Annotated in this window: 14 protein-coding genes; 9 read left to right on the top strand and 5 right to left on the bottom strand. The window is 77.0% G+C overall.

From position 1 onward, the window contains the following. Positions 1–39 precede the first annotated feature (39 nt). Positions 40–1728, top strand: coding sequence for a phosphoenolpyruvate--protein phosphotransferase (ptsP, locus tag NXY84_RS06405; protein WP_258726288.1), 1689 nt, complete (start codon positions 40–42; stop codon positions 1726–1728). A gap of 14 nt (positions 1729–1742) precedes the next feature. On the opposite strand, the gene NXY84_RS06400 is transcribed toward ptsP, so the two are convergent. After that, positions 1743–2003, bottom strand: a complete 261-nt coding sequence (locus tag NXY84_RS06400) for an HPr family phosphocarrier protein (protein ID WP_258726287.1) — start codon at positions 2001–2003, stop codon at positions 1743–1745. A 199-nt stretch (positions 2004–2202) separates the two neighbouring features. Between NXY84_RS06400 and NXY84_RS06395 the strand changes: the two genes are divergently transcribed. Beyond that, positions 2203–3081, top strand: coding sequence for a L,D-transpeptidase (locus NXY84_RS06395; RefSeq protein ID WP_258726286.1), 879 nt, complete (start codon positions 2203–2205; stop codon positions 3079–3081). 54 nt (positions 3082–3135) lie between these two features. Here the strand turns inward: NXY84_RS06395 and NXY84_RS06390 are convergent, their stop codons facing one another. Then, positions 3136–4584, bottom strand: coding sequence for an APC family permease (locus NXY84_RS06390; RefSeq protein ID WP_258726285.1), 1449 nt, complete (start codon positions 4582–4584; stop codon positions 3136–3138). A 224-nt stretch (positions 4585–4808) separates the two neighbouring features. On the opposite strand from NXY84_RS06390, the gene NXY84_RS06385 reads away from it, so the two are divergent. The 4 genes from NXY84_RS06385 (at position 4809) to NXY84_RS06370 (ending at position 9039) form a co-directional block, all read left to right on the top strand. Continuing rightward, complete coding sequence (locus tag NXY84_RS06385) at positions 4809–5807, top strand: ATP-binding cassette domain-containing protein (RefSeq protein WP_258726284.1); 999 nt, start codon at positions 4809–4811, stop codon at positions 5805–5807. Continuing rightward, positions 5804–6646 (top strand): ABC transporter permease, encoded by an 843-nt coding sequence (locus NXY84_RS06380; protein WP_258726283.1) that lies wholly within the window; start codon positions 5804–5806, stop codon positions 6644–6646. The genes NXY84_RS06385 and NXY84_RS06380 overlap by 4 nt, the downstream gene beginning before the upstream one ends. A gap of 97 nt (positions 6647–6743) precedes the next feature. Beyond that, complete coding sequence (locus NXY84_RS06375; RefSeq protein ID WP_258726282.1) at positions 6744–8123, top strand: FAD-binding oxidoreductase; 1380 nt, start codon at positions 6744–6746, stop codon at positions 8121–8123. 160 nt (positions 8124–8283) lie between these two features. Next, positions 8284–9039, top strand: a complete 756-nt coding sequence (locus tag NXY84_RS06370) for a class I SAM-dependent methyltransferase (protein WP_258726281.1) — start codon at positions 8284–8286, stop codon at positions 9037–9039. A gap of 79 nt (positions 9040–9118) precedes the next feature. Here NXY84_RS06370 and NXY84_RS06365 read toward each other — a convergent pair whose 3' ends face one another. After that, on the bottom strand, positions 9119–12943 hold the full coding sequence (locus NXY84_RS06365) for a hypothetical protein (RefSeq protein WP_258726280.1): 3825 nt from the start codon (positions 12941–12943) through the stop codon (positions 9119–9121). A 239-nt stretch (positions 12944–13182) separates the two neighbouring features. Between NXY84_RS06365 and NXY84_RS06360 the strand changes: the two genes are divergently transcribed. Beyond that, on the top strand, positions 13183–13455 hold the full coding sequence (locus NXY84_RS06360) for an acylphosphatase (protein WP_258726279.1): 273 nt from the start codon (positions 13183–13185) through the stop codon (positions 13453–13455). 99 nt (positions 13456–13554) lie between these two features. Here the strand turns inward: NXY84_RS06360 and NXY84_RS06355 are convergent, their stop codons facing one another. After that, on the bottom strand, positions 13555–14886 hold the full coding sequence (locus tag NXY84_RS06355) for a PEP/pyruvate-binding domain-containing protein (RefSeq protein ID WP_258726278.1): 1332 nt from the start codon (positions 14884–14886) through the stop codon (positions 13555–13557). Positions 14887–14975: 89 nt separating this feature from the next. Between NXY84_RS06355 and NXY84_RS06350 the strand changes: the two genes are divergently transcribed. Continuing rightward, the gene (locus tag NXY84_RS06350; RefSeq protein ID WP_258726277.1) at positions 14976–15416 is read left to right on the top strand and encodes a DNA-binding protein; all 441 of its coding nucleotides are present in this window, start codon (positions 14976–14978) and stop codon (positions 15414–15416) included. Beyond that, positions 15413–16045, top strand: coding sequence for a transcriptional regulator (locus tag NXY84_RS06345; protein WP_258726276.1), 633 nt, complete (start codon positions 15413–15415; stop codon positions 16043–16045). Before NXY84_RS06350 ends, NXY84_RS06345 begins: the two co-directional genes overlap by 4 nt. Positions 16046–16062: 17 nt before the next feature. On the opposite strand, the gene NXY84_RS06340 is transcribed toward NXY84_RS06345, so the two are convergent. Beyond that, positions 16063–17673 carry a DNA polymerase ligase N-terminal domain-containing protein gene (locus tag NXY84_RS06340; protein WP_258726275.1) on the bottom strand — a complete coding sequence of 537 codons (1611 nt, stop codon included), beginning with the start codon at positions 17671–17673 and terminating at the stop codon, positions 16063–16065. Positions 17674–17722 lie beyond the last annotated feature (49 nt).

Below are 17722 nucleotides of genomic sequence, written 5' to 3'. Positions count from 1 at the left end.
ACCCCGTCGACACCGTCGACCCCGAGCACGAGGACCCCCATGACCGACGTCCAGGACCAGCACCTCGTCACCGGCATCGGCGTGAGCCCCGGCCGCGTCGCCGGCCGCGTCACGCGCATGCCCGACGGCGTGCCCGAGCCGCCGGTCGCGACCCTGCCCGAGGGCGTCGACGCGGACGAGGCCGCCGCGCGGATCTCCCGCGTCTCGGCCGAGGTCCAGCACGAGCTGGAGGCGGCCGCGGAGCACGCGACCGGGGAGGGCCGCGAGGTGCTCGAGGCGACCGCCCTCATGGCGGCGGACCAGACGCTCGTCACGACCGCGACGGGACTCGTCCGGACGCAGCGCCTCGACCCCGCGCGCGCCGTCTGGGACGCCGCGGCGACCGTGATCGACCAGCTCCGCGCGATCGGGGGGTACCTCGGCGAGCGCGCCCGCGACGTCGCCGACGTGCGCGACCGCCTGGTCTGCGCGCTCGCGGGCCGGCCCGCGCCGGGCGTCCCGCACCCCGGGCACCCCATCGTGCTCCTCGCGGACGACCTCTCCCCGGCCGACACCGCGACGCTCGACCCCGAGGAGGTCCTCGCGATCGTCACGCGCGAGGGCGGCCCGACGTCGCACACCGCGATCCTCGCGCGCTCGCTCGGCATCCCCGCGGTGGTCGGCGCCGCCGACGCCGCGTCCGTCCCCGAGGGCGCGCTCGTGCTCGTCGACGGCGCGGCCGGCACGGTGCTCGTGCACCCGACCGACGACGAGGTCGAGCGCGCGGCTGCCGCGGCGCGGCGGACCCGGACGTTCGACGGCCACGGGCGCACGCGCGACGGGCACGACGTGCCGCTGCTCGCGAACATCGGGCACCCCGGCGGGGCCGCGGCCGCAGCGGCTGCGGGCGCCGAGGGCGTCGGGCTGTTCCGCACCGAGTTCTGCTTCCTCGACCGGCCCGAGGCACCGGGCATCGAGGAGCAGGTCGCGCAGTACCGGACCGTGCTGTCGGCGTTCCCCGGCAAGAAGGTCGTCGTGCGGACGCTCGACGCCGGGGCGGACAAGCCGCTGCCGTTCCTGACCGCCCCCGGCGAGCCGAACCCGGCCCTCGGCGTCCGCGGGCTGCGCACCGCGACGCGCGACCCCCAGGTCCTCGACGACCAGCTCGCCGCGATCGCGCAGGCCGCCGCGGCGGAGGGCGCCGAGGTGTGGGTCATGGCGCCGATGGTCTCGACGGTCGCCGAGACGGCGGAGTTCGTCGAGCGCTGCGCCGCGCACGGGCTGACCACCGCGGGCGTCATGGTCGAGGTGCCGAGCGCGGCGCTCACGGCCGGACCGATCCTCGCGCGCGCGGCGTTCGCGAGCGTCGGCACCAACGACCTCACGCAGTACACGATGGCCGCGGACCGCCTCTTGGGCGAGCTCGCGCCGCTGTCCACGGCGTGGCAGCCCGCGGTGCTCGAGCTCGTCGCCGCGACGTGCCGGGGCGGCGCGCGGCACGACCGGCCCGTGGGGGTGTGCGGCGAGGCGGCGGCCGACCCCGCGCTCGCCGTCGTGCTCGTCGGCCTGGGCGTCACGACCCTGTCGATGACGGCGCGCGCGCTGCCCGACGTGGCCGCGGTGCTCGCGAGCGTCACGCGCGCCGAGTGCGTCGAGCTCGGGGCGCTCGCGCTCGGGTCGGACTCCGCCGAGGACGCGCGCGCGGCGGTGCGCGCGCGCCTCGGGGTGCTGGAGGAGCTGGGGCTCTGAGCGGGCGGGTGCGGTCAGCCCGCGCTGACGAGGTAGGTCTCGAGCGCGTCGAGCGAGGCCTCGGCCGCGTCGCCGTCGGACTCGAGCACGACCTCCTCGCCCGCGTGCACGCCGAGCGTCATGATGCTGAGGATGCTCGACGCGGGCACCGGCTCGCCGTCGGGGCGGCGCAGCGTCACCGGTGACGGCTGCTCCCCCGCGAGCTTGACGAAGAGCGCCGCGGGGCGCGCGTGCAGCCCCTCGGGGATCGCGACGGTGACGCGACGTGCGGGCATGCTGGCCTCCGGGCTCGGCGACAGTGGTCTAGACCACAGTAGCCCGTCCGGCCCTGCCGAGCCACCGACCTTCGGCCCACGGAGCGGCGACCGGGTTCCGCCGGCGAGGGCGCCACGTCCGGCAGGTCGGTCCCGCGGCGCGAGGACGCGGTCGCGGCTCCGCGTGACCCCGCGACGGACCGGGGCGATACTCGACGGGATGAGCCCCCGACCGCGCACGGCCCTCGCCGCCGCCCTCCTCGTGACGGTGCTCGCGGGCTGCGGCACGGCCGGGCCCCCGACCATCGACCCCGGGCCGACGCAGACCGTGCGCGCCCCCGTGACCGCCGAGCGCACGCACCCGCCGGCGCCCACCGCGCCGGCCCCGGCCTGGACCCCGCCTCCCCTGGACTTCGCCGCCCTCCCGGTCGCGGACCCGTGGGCCGTCCTGCCGCGCGCGGTCCCGGACCCGGACCCCGGCGCCGCGCCGAGCGGCCTGCTCGTCGCCCCGAGCACGCCCGCGGGCGCGCCGCTCTACGACGCGCCGCGCGGCGAGGCGTTCGCGCTGCTGCCCGTCGCGGCGTACCAGGGCGACACGTCGTACCCCGTCGTCGCGCAGGAGGGCGACTGGTACCAGGTGATGCTCGTCGTCCGGCGCGGGCTGCCGAGCGAGGTCGGGCCCTCGGGGGTCAACGAGGCGACCGGCTGGGTGTGGGCGGGCGACGTGACGACGAGCACGACCGACCTGCGCATCACCGCGACGCTCAGCACCGGCGAGGTCACCCTGTGGCGCGGCGAGGAGGTGCTCGCGCGCACGGTCGCGGGCATCGGCACCCCCGAGACACCGACCCCCGTCACGCGCACCTTCGTGATGTCGATCTACCCGGACCCGAACGCGACGTACTCGCGCGTCTTCGTGACGTTCGGCGCGCACTCCCCGACGCTCGACCAGTTCAGCGGCGGGCCCGCGCCGATCGCGATCCACGCCTACCCGAGCCACAGCGGCGCGATCTCGAACGGGTGCCTGCGCATCCCGGCGGACGTGCTCGACGCGTTCGCGGGCGTCCCGCTCGGGACCCCGGTGCTCATCACGGCGTGACGCGCATGCACGTGGCGGCACCGGGCACGCCGGCTCGGCCGCCGCCGTGCAGGCTCAGCCCGCGCGACGGACGAGCAGCCGGTTGATCCCGTACAGCGCGACGCCGATGCCGAGCAGCAGCGCCGCCCGGACGTAGACGGCGTCCTCGCGCCCGGTGAGCGGGCTCGCCAGCACGAGGCTCACGACCGCCCCGAGCACGGGCGCCCAGGTCGGCGCGCGGAACCCGCGCCGGTCGAGGGCGCGCGCACCCCCCGCCGCCGCCGTGGTCCCGGCGGCGTCCGCAGCGCCCTCCACACCGTCCGCCTTCGCGTCGCCGGTCGACTCTGCCGGCTCCCTCCGGAGCACGAGCACCGCGACGTTGACGACCGCGAACACCAGCAGGAGCAGCAGCACGGTCGTGTCCGCGAGGCCCGCGAGGTCCCCGGTGCTCACGAGCGTCAGCGCGATCGCGATGGTGAACGCGATCGCGACCGACGGCGTGCGGCGCCGGCTCACCCGCCCGAGCACCGGCGGCACGATGCCCTCCCGCGCCATCCCGTAGACGAGGCGCGAGGCCATGATCATGTTGATCAGGGCCGTGTTGCCGACCGCGAACAGCGCGATGACCGCGAACAGCGTCGGCGGGAACGCGAGCCCCGCGACCTTGACCACCTCGAGCAGCGGGCCGGTCGAGTCCCGGAGCGTCGCGGTGTCGACGAGCAGCGTCGAGGTGAACGCGACCGCGAGGTACACGACGCCGGTGATCGCGAGCCCGCCGAACAGCGCGCGCCCGAAGTCGCGGCGCGGCTCCTGGCACTCCTCGGCCAGGTTGACGGAGTCCTCGAAACCCAGCAGCGCGTAGAACGCCAGCGCGGTCCCGCCGAGCACCGCCGTCCACACGCTCGCGTCGCCGGGGTCGAGGTCGAGGGCGCGCGACGGCTCCCCGTCGCCGGTCACGACGGCCCACGCGCCGATGACGAGGACCACGAGCAGCCCCGACGCCTCGATGAGCGTGAGCACCACGTTCACCCGCATCGACTCCGAGATGCCGATGAGGTTCACCACGGCGACGAGCGCCAGGAACGCGTACGCCGCGACAAGCGTCGGCACGCTCACGAGCTCGGCGAGGTAGTCGCCCCCGAAGGCGCGGGCCGCCGCAGCCGCCGACGTGACGCCCGACATCATCACCGTGAAGGCGACCATGAACGTCACGAACGGGTTGTCGAAGGCCTTGTGCGCGTACAGCGCCGCGCCGGCCGCGCGGGGGTACTTGCCGACGAGCTCGACGTAGGACGCGGCGGTCAGGGCCGCGAGCCCGAACGCGACGAGGAACGGCACCCAGATCGCGCCGCCGACCTCTCCGGCCACCTTGCCGGTCAGCGAGTAGATGCCCGCGCCGAGGATGTCGCCGACCACGAACAGCAGCAGGACCTTGCGCCCGACGGTGCGGGCCAGCGGGGCGTCCTCCCCCGCGGCGGGACCGGAGGCGGGGGGTGCGGGGGGTGCTGGGGGTGCGGTCGACATGCGGGGCCTCCCGGGTGCCTGACGTGCGACGACGTCCGTCCTGCGCAGTCTCGTCCCGCACCGGGCGACGCGCGCGCCGAGCGCCGGGACATGCAGGGGCCGAGCGCGGAGGCATGCGTGCGCCGCGTGCCGGACGGGCTGCGCGCGGGCCGATGAGTTCCGGGCCCGGCCCCGGTCTGCCCACCGACCGGGCGCGACCTCGCCCGGCGCGAGGAGGAGGCGGCATGACCGACCTGGCCATCGAGACCCACGGTCTCGTCAAGACGTTCGGGGCGACGCGCGCCGTCGACGGCGTCGACCTCGCGATCCCGCGCGGCGGCGTGCACGGGTTCCTCGGGCCCAACGGTGCCGGCAAGACCACCACGATCCACATGCTCGCGACGCTCTCGACGCCCGACGCCGGGACGGCGCACGTGCTCGGCTACGACGTCGTCCGCGAGTCGCGCGAGGTGCGCCGGCGGGTGAGCCTGACGGGGCAGTTCGCGTCGGTCGATGAGGACCTGACCGGCCGGGAGAACCTGCGCCTGCTCGGCCGGCTGTTCGGCTACACGGGCGCGGCCGCGACGCGGCGGGCCGACGAGCTCCTCGCGGCGTTCGGGCTCACCGAGGCCGCGACCCAGCAGGTCAAGAAGTACTCGGGCGGCATGCGGCGGCGCATCGACATCGCGGCGAGCATCGTCGTGACCCCCGAGCTGCTGTTCCTCGACGAGCCGACCACCGGCCTCGACCCGCGCAGCCGCAACGAGGTGTGGGACATCGTGCGGGCCATGGTCGCGTGCGGCACGACCGTGCTGCTGACCACCCAGTACCTCGACGAGGCCGACCAGCTCGCGGACCGGATCAGCGTGATCGACCGCGGCAAGGTCATCGCGGAGGGCTCGTCGAGCGAGCTCAAGGCGTCGGTCGGCTCGGGGTCGCTGCACGTGCGCGTCATGGACCCGGCGGACCGGGACGCGGCCCGCGAGGTGCTCGAGCGCGAGCTCGGCGTCGAGGTCCGCACCCAGGCCGACCCCGCGGCGCTCGACGCCACCGTCGAGAGCCCCGCGCTCGCGACCCGGGCGCTCACCGCGCTCGACGCCGCGGACCTGCGGCTCGCGCAGTTCGCCCTCGGCCAGCCCACGCTCGACGAGGTGTTCCTCGCGCTCACCGGCCACCACGCCGACGGCCCGCCGGACGGCACCGCCACCACGACCGGCACCACCATCGAGGAGGACGCGGCATGACGCTCGAGGCCACCCGCCCGTCGCAGGGCACGCAGACGTCCGCGATCCTGTCCGCGCTCGCGAGCACCGAGCGACCGGCGCCGCCGAGCGCGCTCTCGACGTCCCTGACGTTCGGCTGGCGCGCGCTGCTGAAGATCAAGCACGTCCCCGAGCAGCTCATCGACGTGACGATCTTCCCGGTCATGTTCACGCTGCTGTTCACGTTCCTGTTCGGCGGCGCGCTCGCCGGGAGCACCGAGGAGTACATCCAGTTCCTGCTCCCCGGGATCCTCGTCCAGGGCGTCATCATGATCACGATGTACACGGGCACGACCCTGCGCACCGACATCGAGAAGGGCGTCTTCGACCGCTTCCGGTCGCTGCCGATCTGGCGGCCGTCGGCGCTCGTCGGGATGCTGCTCGGCGACGCGGTGCGGTTCACGATCTCCTCGCTCGTGACCATCAGCCTCGGGCTGGTCCTGGGCTGGCGTCCCGCCGGCGGCGTGGTCGGCGTCGCGCTCGGCGTGCTGCTGCTCCTGGTCTTCGCGTTCGCGCTCGGCTGGATCTGGACGTTCCTCAGCCTCCTGCTGCGCACGTCGCAGTCCGTGATGGGCGCGAGCATGCTCGTCATCACGCCGCTGACGTTCGGCAGCAACATCTTCGTGGACCCCGCGACGATGCCGGGCTGGCTGCAGGCGTTCGTCGAGGTCAACCCCGTGACGCACCTCGTGACCGCCGTCCGCTCGCTCATGGACGGCGTCGACCCGGGCAGCAGCCTCACGCTGACGCTCGTGTGGGCCGCGGCGCTCGTGGCGGTGTTCGGGTCGCTGACCATGTGGCGGTACCGCGACGCGCACTGACGGGCTCTTGACCCCCACCCCGGGCGGCTGACGCTCGGCGCACGGCACCCGCGCCGGCACCGGGTATCAGCCGCCGCGCGGCACGCTCCTCACCCCCATGACGCAGATGACGGGGTCCGGCGTCGGCGCGCGGCTGCGCGCCCACGTGCGGGGGCAGGTCTGGGAGCACGACGACGACGGGTACGACGCCGCGCGCGCGGTGTGGAACGGCGCGGTCGACCGGCGCCCGACGGTCGTCGTCCGGTGCGCCGACGCGGACGACGTGCGCACGGCGCTGCTCGTCGCGCGCGAGCACGGCGTGCCGCTCTCGGTGCGCGGCGGCGGGCACGACTGGGCCGGGCGCGCGGTGCGCGACGACGGGGTCGTGCTCGACCTGGCGGCGATGCGCGGCGTCCGGGTCGACGCGGACGCCCTGGTCGCGCACGCGGAGGGCGGCGCGCTCGTGGCGGACGTCGTCGACCCCGCGGCGGCGCAGGGCCTCGGCACGGCGACCGCGGTCGTGCGGGGCGTCGGCATGGCCGGCATGACGATGGCCGGCGGGTACGGCGGGCTGGTCGGGCGGTTCGGCCTCGCGCTCGACAACCTGCTCTCGGCGGACGTCGTGCTGCCCGACGGCACACAGGTCACCGCGGCGCCCGACGAGGACGCCGAGCTGCTGTGGGCGCTGCGCGGCGGGGGCGGGAACTTCGGGGTCGTGACCGCGGCGCGGTACCGGCTGCACCCGCTCGGCCCCGTCCTCGGCGGCATGCTGCTGTTCCCCGGGCACGAGGCGGTCGACGTGCTGCGCGGCTACCGCGACGTGGTCGCCGCGGCCCCCGACGAGCTCACCGTCATGGCGGGCCTCCTCACGGGCCCGACCGGGGAGCCCGCGGCGTTCGTCGCCCCGACGTGGAGCGGCGACCTCGCCGCCGGTGAGGCGGCCGTCGCGCCGCTGACCCGGCTGGGCACGCCCGTGGGCGGGGGCGTCGGGCCGATGCCCTACCCCGAGCTCATCCGGATGTTCGAGGCGGGCTCACCGCCGGGCCGCTCCTACGCGCTCGGCACCCGCTGGCTCCCGGAGCTGACCGACGACGCGGTCCGCACGCTCGTCGACGCCGCCGCGAGCTCGCCCTCGCCGTCGTCGCTCCTCGCGCTGCACCACTTCCACGGGGCCGGCGCGCGGGTCGCCCCGGACGCGACCGCGTTCGCGCTGCGACGCGACCACCTCCTCGCCGAGGTCATCGCCGCGTGGGCGCCGCCGGGCACCGACCCGGAGGGCGCCGCGGCGGAGCAGCAGGCGTGGGTCGACGAGGTCTCCGCGGCGCTCGCGCCGGGCGCCCTGCCCGGCGGCTACCCCAACATCCTGGGACCCGACGACGCCGACCGGACGCGCCTCGGCTTCGGCGCGAACGCCGACCGGCTGCTCGCGGCGAAGCGCCGGTACGACCCGGACGGCGTCCTCTCCGCGATCGGGGCCTTCCGCGCGACCGTCTCCTGAGCGGTGCCGTCGGCGTGTCCCACCCGGCCCGCCGCGTGCTGCGGCCGGGACACGCGGGTCGCGAGCGCGAGGTCCGAGCCGACGGCACACTGGTCGCGTCCGGGCCCGCGGACGGGCGCCGGCCCGTCGCGTCCGGCGCGACGGGCGAGGAGCACGGGACGTGGACGGAGCCGACGAGGACGCCTGGTCGGCGGTCGCCGAGGGCTGGGCGGAGCTGTGGGGCCCGTTCGCCGACCCGGTGCGGCGCACGCTGCTCACGGCGGCCGCGGTCGGCCCCGGGACGCGCGTGCTCGACGTCGGGTGCGGGAGCGGCGAGCTGCTCGCGCAGGTCGCGAGCCTGGGCGGCCAGGCCGCCGGGGCGGACCCCGCGCCGGGCATGGTCGCCCTCGCGCGCGCACAGGTCCCCGGCGCCGACGTCCGGGTCGCCGCGGCGGAGGCGCTCCCGTGGGACGACGCCCGCTTCGACGTCGTGACCGCCGTCAACTCGCTGCAGCTCGCGGCCAGCACCGCGGGCGCGCTCGCGGAGGCGGTGCGCGTCGCGGTGCCCGGCGGACGGGTCGCGCTCGCGTCCTGGGCCGAGGGCGCCCTCAACGACCTCGACGTCGTCGAGCGCGCCGTCGCCGCGGCGGCCGGCGAGGACGTCCCGCCGGACGGTCCGCTGCGCGAGGCCGGCGGTTTCGAGGCGCTGCTCGCCGGGAGCGGGCTGACCGTGGTCGCGGCCGGGCTCGTCGAGGTCCCGTGGGAGGTGCCGGACGACACGACCCTCGTCCGCGGGGTCCTGCTCGGTGAGGACGCCGAGGGCACCGAGTCGGGGCACCGGACCGTCGTGGACGCCGCGCGCCCGTTCCGCACCGAGCAGGGCGGCTACCGGCTCGTCAACGCCTTCCGGTACGCGGTCGCGGTCACCCCGGGCTGAGGATCCTCGGCTCGGTTCGGCTCGCGGGCGGGGTCCTGCCCGGTCGTGCCCTGCGCCGCCCGTGACGGCGTGGGCGGGCTCAGCCGCGTGCGATGAGCTCCGGCGGCGAGGAGCTGCGGGCGACGACGAGCAGGTCGCCCCGCACGAGGCCGAACAGGCCGTCCGGGCTAGTCGCGTCGAGGGTCCGCGCACCGAGCCGGTCGCGGCGGACCACGAGCACCGAGAACCGCACGGTCCCCTCGCTGTCGACCTCGGCCGGCCCGGGGTCGACCGTGATGCCCTGCGACCAGACGAGCTCCACCGCCTCGCCGGGCGGGAAGTTCTCGCCGTACGCGAGGACGACGGTCCCCGGCTTGCTCACCGCGGGCAGGAGGCGCAGCGTCGGGCGCTGCAGGGCGAGGTCGGCGGCGTCGGTGTCGTTCGCCGGGACCGGGTCGGGCGTCGACGAGGTCACGCTCGCACGCACCTGACCGGTCTGCGTCGAGGGGGTCTCGGGCTGCTCGAGCGTCTCCGGGACCTCCGGCTCGGGGGCCGGGAACGCGAGCGTCGCCGTCAGCACGCGGCTGTCCCCCGGACCCAGCGTCCCGAGCGCGCACGTCGTGCCCGGCGGCGGGCACGCCGGGTCGGGCGTCACCGTCGCGAACGGCGGGTACGCGAGCGTCACCACCGTGCCGGACGCGGGGGCCCCCGGCGGCGCACCGTTGCGCACGACGACCGTCGCCACCACCGGTTCCCCGCCCAGCCACCTCTCCGCCGCGTCGAGCGTCACGTCCACCGACAGGTCGGCGGTCGGCGGGACCACGTCCTCGAACGGCTGGTACGCCGGCTGCGTCTCGGGTTCGGGCCCCTGTGCGACCGCACGGAGCACGGACCCGTCGAGGCCGAGCGCGTAGATCCCCCGCCGGTCAGGGTGCCCAGCGGGCTGCCCGGTGACCGCGAGCTCGGCGCCGTCGGGCGACCACGCCGGGTCCTCCGTGACCGAGAGCTGCCCGCGCGACGGGGTCGCGGTCCCGTCCGGCCGGATGCCGGTGAGCTGCGCGACCGTGGTCACGACCTCGGGCACGTCGGGTCCGTCGCCGCCCGCGTCGGCCAGGGTCACGAGGTGCACGGCACCGAGGTGCTCGACCGCGAGCTGCGCACCGTCGGGCGACCACGCCAGGCCCTGGCCGAGCAGCGGGGCCGTGCACGGTTCGGGGGCCGGGGTCGGGCAGGGCGCCGGCTGGGTGAGCGCCACGTCGCCCGAGCCGTCGGCCGCGTCCATCACGTGCACGCGCGGGGAGGACGGGAGCGGCGTGGTCACCCGGCTCGCGAGCACGGCCACCGGACGGGTGCCGTCGCCGGGCACGGGCGCACGCACCGCGGCGGCCGGGACGACCCGGTGGACCGTCGCCGTCCGGGCGGCGGCCAGGTTGATCACCGGGCCCGGCTCGGGGTCCGGGTCGGCGGTCACGGTGAGGTCGTCGCTGTCGGTGACGCGCTGCCCGTCGCTCGTGACGAGCTCCATGACGAGCGTGAGGGTCTCGTTCTCCTCGACCTCCTCGCTGTCCATGCCCAGGGAGAACACCGGCACGGGGACCGTCCCGGGGAACCCGCCGGGCGGCACCTCGCAGACGACGGCCGAGCGCGCGGCGTCGAACCTGCACGCCGTGGTGCCGGGCTCCGGCACGAACACCACGGTCGGGGGCAGCGGCACGCGCACCTCGACCCAGGTCGGGGCCGTGCGGACCGTGGCCTGCGCGACGACCCGGGAGGTCTCGTCGCTCTCGATCGTCGACGTCTCGATGTCGATCGCCAGCGCCGGTGGGCCGGCCACCGTCACCTCCGCGGCCGCGGTGTCGTTCGACGGGTCCGGGTCCTCCCCCAGCCCGCGCACCGTGGCCGTGACGGGGTACGTGTCGGGGCGTGTGCCGGTCAGGTAGAACGGGAGGACCCGGCCGTTCGCGGGTCCCGTCAGCCGGCACACCGCGCCGCCGGGCTCGGGCGTGCACTCGGCCGGCGGGGTCGCGATCCGCGCGTCCGCGAGCCCGCCGAAGTCGACGTGGACCTCCACGGGCGTCGTCGCGCCGGCGGCCGTGACCGTGACCTCGACCGTCGCGACGCCTCCCGCCCGCACGAGGCTCGTGGGGGGCGCGACCCGCACCCCGACGTCGATCCGCGGGGTGACCTTCGCGTACGCCAGGCGCGCGCCGTCCGGCGACCACGCCGGGTCCACGTCCGCGACGGGGTCGCCCTCGGGGTGCGCGCCGACCTGGACGGTGTCACCGGTCGCGAGCGTCACGACCCAGATCCGCGCGGCCAGGTACCCGCCGGGCGCGGGACGGTGGCGCACGAACGCGAGGCGCGTGCCGTCCGGGGACCACGCCGGGTCGAGGTCGACGTCGCCGGGCAGGCGGTCGTAGTCGAGCGGGCGGGCGCCGGTGCCGTCGGCCGCGGCCCGCACGAGGTGGTACCCGTCGACCGGAGCCGACGGCGCCCAGGGATCGAGGTCCCCGGCGGCGTGCACGAGCTCGGCGCCGTCGGGCGAGTAGGCCGGCCCGACGTCGTCGAGCGGCACCTCGGCACCGTCGCGCGTGACGCTCGTGCGCCCGACCGTGCGGCGGTCGGAGCCGTCGGCCCCCACGACGTCCTCGACGTCCGCGTCGTGGCTCCGGCGCGTGTACGCCACGTCCGACGCGACGTCGTCCCCCGGCTCCTCGAGCGGGAAGCCCGGGAGGAACGCGCCGTGGGACTCCGCGACCCCGCGCTCGGCGGCGACGGGCGTCGTCGCCCCCGGCTGGGCGCGCACCGGGCCGGGGCCGGTCTCGGGACCGCCGAGGACCGCGACGCGCACGACGTGCACGTCCCCGGCCGGGTCGTCGCGCGTGGTCGTGAGGAGGAGCTCACGCGCGCCGACCGACCAGGAGGCCTCGCTGCTCTGCTGCTGCGGGACCGCTTCGCCCTGCGGGCCCGTCCACAGCGGGACGACGGGGAGGTCGGACCCGCCCGCGAACAGGTCCGGCACCGTCACCGTCGCGAGCGAACCGTCGGTGCGGAACCGCGTCGTCGTGAACACGACGTGCGCCTCGCCGCGGGTGTCGGTGCCGGGCATGACCGCCGGCTGGGTGTCGGCGCTCGGGCCGGTCGTGAGCTGGACGAGCCCGACCTCGCCGCCGGACCCCAGGTCGACCTGGACGGCGTAGAGGTCGCCGAGAGCCGGCGCCGCGACGGTTCCCGGGGGCGTCGCCGGGTCGGCGCGGTCGCTGCTGAAGACCAGGACCTCGCCCTCCAGCGCCCAGGCCGGCCACGTGTCGTCGGCGGAGTCCGTCGTGATCCGCACGGCCGGGAGGGGCTCGTCGTCGGTGCAGCTCGCGGGCGCCTCGCCGAGCTGCACGACCCAGACGTCCCAGCCGCCCGCACGGTCGGACGCGAACGCGACCGCGTCGCCGGACGGGGACAGCACGGGGTGGCTCTCGCGGGAGTCGTTGGCGCACGTGACGCGCAGCGGCGGCTCGGAGTCGGGCGGGTCGACCCACACCTCGCCGTCGGCGTCGCCGCCCGAGGTGCTGACGAACGTGAGGGTCTGCTCGGCGCCGGAGGCCTCGCCGGTGTGCGCCGCGCGGGCGTCGACGGCGGGTGGCGGGGCCGAGCTCGGGCCGACCTCGTACGTGGCGGGCGGCTCGTCGGCCAGCGCCTCGATCTCGACGCCCCCGCCCTCACCGTCGTCGTCGTCGACGAACCGGTTCACACGGGCGGTGCGCAGCTCGTCCCGGTCCGCCGTGAACCCCAGCCGCGCGTCCGCCCGGTCCGGCAGCGCGGTCACGACGGGCGCCACCCGGACCGAGGACGCGGGCACGGTGGACAGGCCCACGGCCGCGGGGAGCGCGCACGCGAGGGCCAGGACCAGCACCGGGGAGGAGTGCCGCACGTCGGACCGCCCGTCCTGTCGACCGGGACGCCGCGCCCGGGCACCGAGCAGCGGCGTCGTCGTCGTCCACTCTGCCGAGCGGCGCGCCCGCGGCCGCACCGGCGCCGGGCAGACGATGGGGTGAGGCCACCGGCCCCAAAGGGCAGAGCCCCAGGCGGCGCCGTCGGCACCGGGTGCACGGCCGGGGCGATCCCGTCCGCGCACGGTCCCCGCCGCACGACCCGGCGCACACTGGGGCGATGGTGGTGCGCCGGAAGGTCGTCGTCCGCGGGGAGGTCCAGGGCGTCGGCTTCCGCTGGGCGTGCGCCCGCGAGGCGCAGGCCCTGGGGGTGCACGGCTGGGTGCGGAACCGGCCCGACGGCGCGCTCGAGGCGGTCGTGGAGGGCGACCCGGAGGCGGTCGAGCGGCTCGTGGCCTGGGTGCGTCGAGGTCCGTCGCACGCGCACGTGACCGCGGCCGAGGTCACCGCCGAGGACCCTGAGGGGCTGCCGGACTTCCGCATCGCCGACTGACCGGCCGTGCCCGCGGGCCGTCACGTGTCCGCGCCCTCCTCGCGCTGCTCAGGGAGCGCCGGCAGCACGCCCCGCGGGACCCCGCCGGACGGGTGCGCCTCACGTCACGAGCCGGACCGTCCCCGCCGTCCCGTCCACCTCGACGTCGTCGCCGTCGCGCAGCGCCACGAGGACGCCCGGGACCGCGAGCACGGCGGGGGTGCCGTGCTCGCGGGCGACGACGGCGGCGTGGGACAGGACCCCGCCGGTCTGCGTGACGACCGCGGCGACCACGCCGAACAGCCGCGTCCACGCCGGGTCGGTGAACCGGCACACCAGCACGTCCCCCGACCGGACGGCTGCGAAGCCCTCGGGTCCGGTCACGACGCGCACGGGCCCGCGCCGCACGCCGCGGCTCCCGGGCACGCCGCGGAGCACCGGGCCGGCGGCGCAGGTGGCTGCGTCGGTCGTGGCTGCACCGGCGGTCACCGCGACAGAGGGGTCGGAGGTCGGCACCGCCGCAGCCCGGTCCCCGTCCCCCGCCGCGCGCACCTCCGGCACGTCCGGCAACCCGCGCAGCCTCGGCAGCCCCGCGGTCACCGGCCGCGCCTGGAGCACGTGGACCACGCCGCCCGCGAGCGCCCACTCGACGTCCTGCGGTCCGCCGAGCAGCGTCGCGAGCTCGCGTCCGAGGTCCGCGAGCCCGCGCACCGCGGCGTCGTCGAGGCAGCGCGCGGCCGCGAGCGCGTCGGGGACCGCCGCCGTGCCGACCCCGGCCCCGTCCCGGTCCACGCGCGTCGCCTTGGCGCCCACCCGCGTCCCGACCGCTCCCGAGGCGTGGACCACGTGCCGGTCGGGCGTCACGAGGCCACCGACGACCGACTCCCCGAGCCCCCAGGACGCCTCGACGACGACGGGGTCGCCGGGCGCGTCGCCCGTGAACAGCACCCCCGCGACGTCCGCGTCGACGTGCCGCTGGACGAGCACCGCCGTCGCCGGGGCGTCGTGCCCGTCGTCGAGCCGCCGGTACGCGACCGCCTCGGGCGACCAGAGCGACGCCCAGCACGCGCGCACGGCGTCCACGACGTCGCCCGCACCGCGGACCCCGAGGCGGGTCAGGTGCTGCCCCGCGGCGGAGCGCGTCGCGCCGTCCTCCCCCGTCGCCGACGAGCGGACGGCGACCGGACCACCGCCCAGCCGCGCGAGCGCCCGCTCGACCGCGGCCAGGAACCCTGGCGCCAGGTCGGCCCGTGCCAGGGCGCGCTGCGCGGCACCCGGTCCACCGCGACGCACGAGCTCCTCGACGGCGAGCCGCTCCGCCGTCGCGCGGTAGACGTCGAGCGGCACGACGACGCCCGGCGGCACGGGGAGGCCGGCGCGCACGAGCCGCCCGAGGGTCCCGGCCTTCCCACCGGCGACGGCGGCGGTCGCGTCCTCGAGGGGCACCAGCACGCGACCTCCGCTTCCCGCCCGCGACGCGGGACGGCTCCGATCATCAACGGAGCGTTGACAACGTCTCGTTGATGATGCACGGTCGGGGCGTGGAGCACAACGACCCCGCGCGGACCGCGCGGGCCGACCAGGTCCGGGCCGGCGACGAGAGCAGCGCCCGCACGCTGCTGCTCGAGCTGGGCGCGGCGGACCTCGACGCGCGCCCGTGGGAGCCCGCCGGGATGCCGCCCTCCGCGGTCGACCTCGTCCGCTTCTTCCTCTGGTGGTCCGGCCGCGGCGACCCCGGCGGCACCGGCCTCGACGGCCCGGACGGCCCCGACGCGGCCCGCGCCGCCCTCGCGCTGCTGCCCGCCGCGCGCGCCGAGCTCGACCAGGTCGAGACCGCGCTCCTGTTCACCGCGCGCGGCGCCGGCCTGACCTGGGCGCAGATGGCGGACGCGCTGGGCATGAACTCCCCGCAGGCGTGCCAGCAGCGTCTCGACCGCCTGCTGGCGCGCCGCGGGCGCGACGACCGCGGGCGGACCACGTGACGCGCGCGTCGTCGGACGAGCTGCTCGTCCTGCACGCCGTCCGGCTGCGCGGCTTCACCGACACCGCGGCGACCGCGCGCCGCTTCGCGCTCGACCCGGGCGCCGTCGAGGAGCTGCTCCTGGACCTCCAGGCGCTCGGTCACGTCGCCTGGTCGGAGTTCGCCGGGCTCGGCGGCTGGTCGCCGACCGACCGCGGGCGCGCGCACGGCGAGCAGCTCCTCGCCGCGGAGCTGGCCGCCGTGCCGGGCGGGCACGAGGCGGTGGCGGCGACCTACGCGGCGTTCCTGCCGCTCAACGACCGGCTGCAGAGCGCCTGCACGAGCTGGCAGCTGCGCCCGCGGCCCGGTGACCCGCTCGCGGAGAACGACCACACGGACCCCGCGTGGGACGGGATGGTCGTCTCCGAGCTCGACGAGCTCGCCCGTGCGCTGGTCGCACTCGTGCACCGGCTCACGGGGGTGCTCGACCGCTTCGGCGGGTACGACCGCCGGTTCTCCGCCGCGCTCGACCGCGTCCTGGCGGGCGACGGGAGCTGGGTCAACCGCACCGGCGAGGACTCGTGCCACACGGTCTGGTTCGAGCTGCACGAGGACCTGCTCGCGACGCTCGGGCAGTCGCGCGGCACCTGAGGACGCCGTCGCCGGGTTCAGGTGAGCGGCGGCAGCGCCTGGTCGCGGGCGAGCACCGTCCGGAACGGGTCCCCGCGCTCCGCGACCCGGTCCAGCACCGTGCGGAGCGTGAACGCGTCGGGCCGGAGCCAGTCCTCGTCGAGCTCGTCCCACGTGATGGGCGCGGACACCGGCCCCCCGGCCGCCGCGCGCGGGCTGTACGGCGCCACGAGGGTCTTGTTGATCGCGTTCTGCGTGTAGTCGAGCCGCGCGAGCCCGCCGCGCTCGTGCACGCCCCACCGCCAGCTCACCAGCTCGGGCACGACGGCGCCGACCGTGCGCGAGACGCGCTCGACCCACGCGCGCGTGTCGTCGAACCCCGGGCCGGGCGCGATCGGGATCCAGATCTGGATGCCGCGCCGGCCGGTGAGCTTGGGCTGGGCCCGCACGCCGAGGTGCGCGAACGCGTCGCGGTGCAGGCGCGCGAGGAGCACGACGTCCTCCCACGCGGTCGACGTGCCCGGGTCGAGGTCGACGAGGGCGTAGCTCGGGCGCTGCGGCTCGGCCGCCGGCGACGTCCACGCGTGCCACTCGAGTGCCCCGAAGTTCGCGGCCCAGACGAGCGCGGCGGGCTCGTCGACCACGAGGTACGTGCGCGTGTCGCCCGGCTCGACGTCGGGCCGGTCCCACCGCGGCAGCCAGTCGGGCGCGTGCCCGGGGAGCTCCTTGTGCCAGAACCCCGAGCCGCCCGCACCCTGCGGGAACCGGTGCATGTTGAGCGCGCGGCCCCGCAGGTAGGGCAGCACGACCGGGGCGATCCGGGCGGCGTAGCGGACGAGCTCGCGCTTGGTCACGGGCTCCTCGCCGGGCCGGGCCGGGAACAGCACCTTGTCGAGGTTCGTGACCTTGAGCCGCCGCCCGTGCACCTCCCACGTCCCGCCCGAGCCGAGGTCGTCGAGCGCGGCCAGCTCCTCGTCGGTCGGCGCGGCGGCCTCGGCGTGCAGCGCGACCGAGGCCTCCGCCGCGGGGAGGTCGGAGCGCCAGAGCCGGTCGGGGTCGGCCCGCACCTCGTCGTTCGTCCGGCCGCTCAGCACCGAGTGCGGGTGGTCCTCGGCGTCCCAGCCCTCGACGGCGTGCTCGTCCCGCTTGTGCAGCAGCAGCCACTGCTCCTTGCCGTGCGCGTCGGGCCCGCCGCTGCGCACGAGGACGAACCGCCCGCGCAGCTTCGACCCGTGCACCTCGACGTGCAGCTCGCCCGCCGCGACCTCGGCGCCGGGGTCGTCGCTCTTGTACGGCTCCCACGTCCCCCGGTCCCACACGATGACGTCGCCGCCGCCGTACTCGCCGGACGGGATGACGCCCTCGAAGTCCTCGTACTCGAGCGGGTGGTCCTCGACGTGCACCGCCATGCGCCGGACCTTCGGGTCGAGCGTCGGCCCGCGCGGCACCGCCCAGCTCACGAGCACGCCGTCGATCTCGAAGCGGACGTCGTAGTGCAGGCGGCGGGCGCGGTGGCGCTGCACGACGAAGCGCCGCCGCCCGTCGTCGGGAGCGGGCGCGGGTGTGCCCGACGGCTCGGGCGTGCGGGCGAAGTCACGCATCGCCTGGTAGGTCTCGAGCTCGCCGGTCTTCCGCTCCCGTGCTGCCACCACCTGGCTCCCTCACCTCGGCCCGCGGACCGCCCCGACGCCGCAGCGC

Origin of the sequence: Cellulomonas sp. NS3, assembly GCF_024757985.1 — a bacterium.
Taxonomy (GTDB): domain Bacteria; phylum Actinomycetota; class Actinomycetes; order Actinomycetales; family Cellulomonadaceae; genus Cellulomonas_A.
Note: the sequence above shows the minus strand (reverse complement) of the source record. Positions and strands in the feature narration are given on the sequence as shown.